Origin of the sequence: Armatimonas sp., assembly GCF_043760365.1 — a bacterium.
GTDB lineage: Bacteria > Armatimonadota > Armatimonadia > Armatimonadales > Armatimonadaceae > Armatimonas.
Map to the genome: position 1 here is coordinate 1 of NZ_JAYUPA010000452.1, position 1,698 is coordinate 1,698.

Here is a 1,698-nt window from a genome sequence, read left to right on the forward strand (position 1 = left end):
CTGGCGCACGAGCTCGGCCACGGTATCCACTCGTTTCTCTCCCGGGGCCAGAGCTACCTCAACTTTCACGGCACGTTGCCCATGGCGGAAGTCGCCTCGACCTTCGCGGAGCTACTGGTCTTCGAGCAAGAGCAAGCACAGGTCACAGGGGAAGCGCGACGCGCACTCTTCGGGCGGGTACTGGAGGACTCTTTCTCCACGATCCACCGCCAGACCGCGATGTATCGGTTTGAGCAGGCCGTCCACGCCGAACGTAAGCAAGGCGAGCTCTCCGTAGAGCGTCTCAGCGCACTCTGGCAAGAAAAAGTCAGTGCGATGTTCGCGGGCGCGGTGACCCTGGGAGAGGATCATGCGCTCTGGTGGAGCTACATCCCTCACTTTATCGGCACCCCGTTCTATGTCTATGCGTATAGCTTTGGGAAGATGCTGGCACTCGCACTCTACTTCCGCTACCGCCGAGAAGGTGCCCCGTTTGCCCAAAAATATGTCGCGCTGCTCTCGCAGGGTGGCTCGCAGTTCCCGGCAGAACTCGTAGCCCCGCTTGGGGTAGATTTAAATGATCCGAGTTTCTGGCAAGGAGCCTTAGATATTCTGGAGAGCTGGGTCACGGAGTTTGAGGCTCCCCGCTAGATTTACCTGATTTACGCGGTGTTATGCGGCGCGGCACGGGGCTTGCAATTTCCCACCGTGCACGAGAAACACCTTAATATTGCCCGGCACGGCGAAAGCGCGTAGTCCGGGCATTTTTTTGCGTTCTGCTCTGTGAGCGAGACGGTATTAAGGTGCCCAGATTTCGTCGGGGGTGAGCGAGGCGCAAACCCGTGCAAGAAGCTCCGCACAGGCATCGGCATCCGCGAGCGAGATGATCTCACAAGGCGTGTGCATGTAGCGCAGCGGCACCTCCACCAGCCCCGTGCAGACTCCCGCGAGCGCGATCTGCATGGCATTGGCATCCGTGCCCGTCCCGCCTGGAGTTGCCTGCAGCTGCACGGGAATTCCAGCGGTCTGTGCCACTTCCACGATCCGATCGGCGAGCTTACGGTTGGCATTGGCACCACGAAGTACCCCCGGGCCGCCCCCGAGCTTCATCGGGCTTACTTTGCGCTTGTCCATCGAGGGAAAGTCGGTTGCGAAGGTCACATCCACCGCAATTCCAATGTCGGGCTTGACACCGTGGGTCGCCGCGTGCGCCCCTCGGAGGCCGATCTCCTCCTGCACCGTCGCAACCGCAAAGACAGCCGCTTGTGGGCTCAGCGCTTTCACACGCCGCAGCGCCTCCGCGACAACCCAGGCTCCCACGCGGTTGTCCATTGCGCGGCCCGCCACACGATCACCCAATAGAGGCTGCCAACCATCGGCATAGACCGCCGGATCCCCAATCTGCACACCCGCATCAAGCGCCTCTTGTTTGTTCGTGACCCCCAGATCCATCCAGAGGTCTTCCAGCTCGATCTTCTTGCCACGCTCATCCGCAGCGAGCAGATGAACAGGCTTCTTACCGATAACACCGTGCACGGGGCCCTTGCGGGTCTGGACTACCACGCGCTGGCCCACGATATTTACGTTATCGTGACCACCGATCGTCCTAAAGTAGCAAAAGCCCTCATCGTTGATGTAGTGAATCAGAAATCCAATCTCATCAATGTGGCCTGCCAGCATCACGCGTGGGCTGCCCGTAGGATTCACGACCGCAATCAC

At 60.1% G+C, this 1,698-nt stretch carries 2 protein-coding genes; one reads left to right on the plus strand and one right to left on the minus strand.

Annotation, left to right across the window (positions count from 1 at the left end):
• Nucleotides 1-630, plus strand: a 630-nt coding sequence (locus tag ACH2EH_RS10605) for a M3 family metallopeptidase (protein WP_395141482.1), incomplete at its 5' end; no start/stop codon positions are given.
• A 147-nt stretch (nucleotides 631-777) separates the two neighbouring features.
• Here the strand turns inward: ACH2EH_RS10605 and ACH2EH_RS10610 are convergent.
• Nucleotides 778-1,698 (minus strand): M20/M25/M40 family metallo-hydrolase (locus ACH2EH_RS10610; RefSeq protein WP_395141484.1); only part of this gene is annotated, 921 nt, incomplete at its 5' end.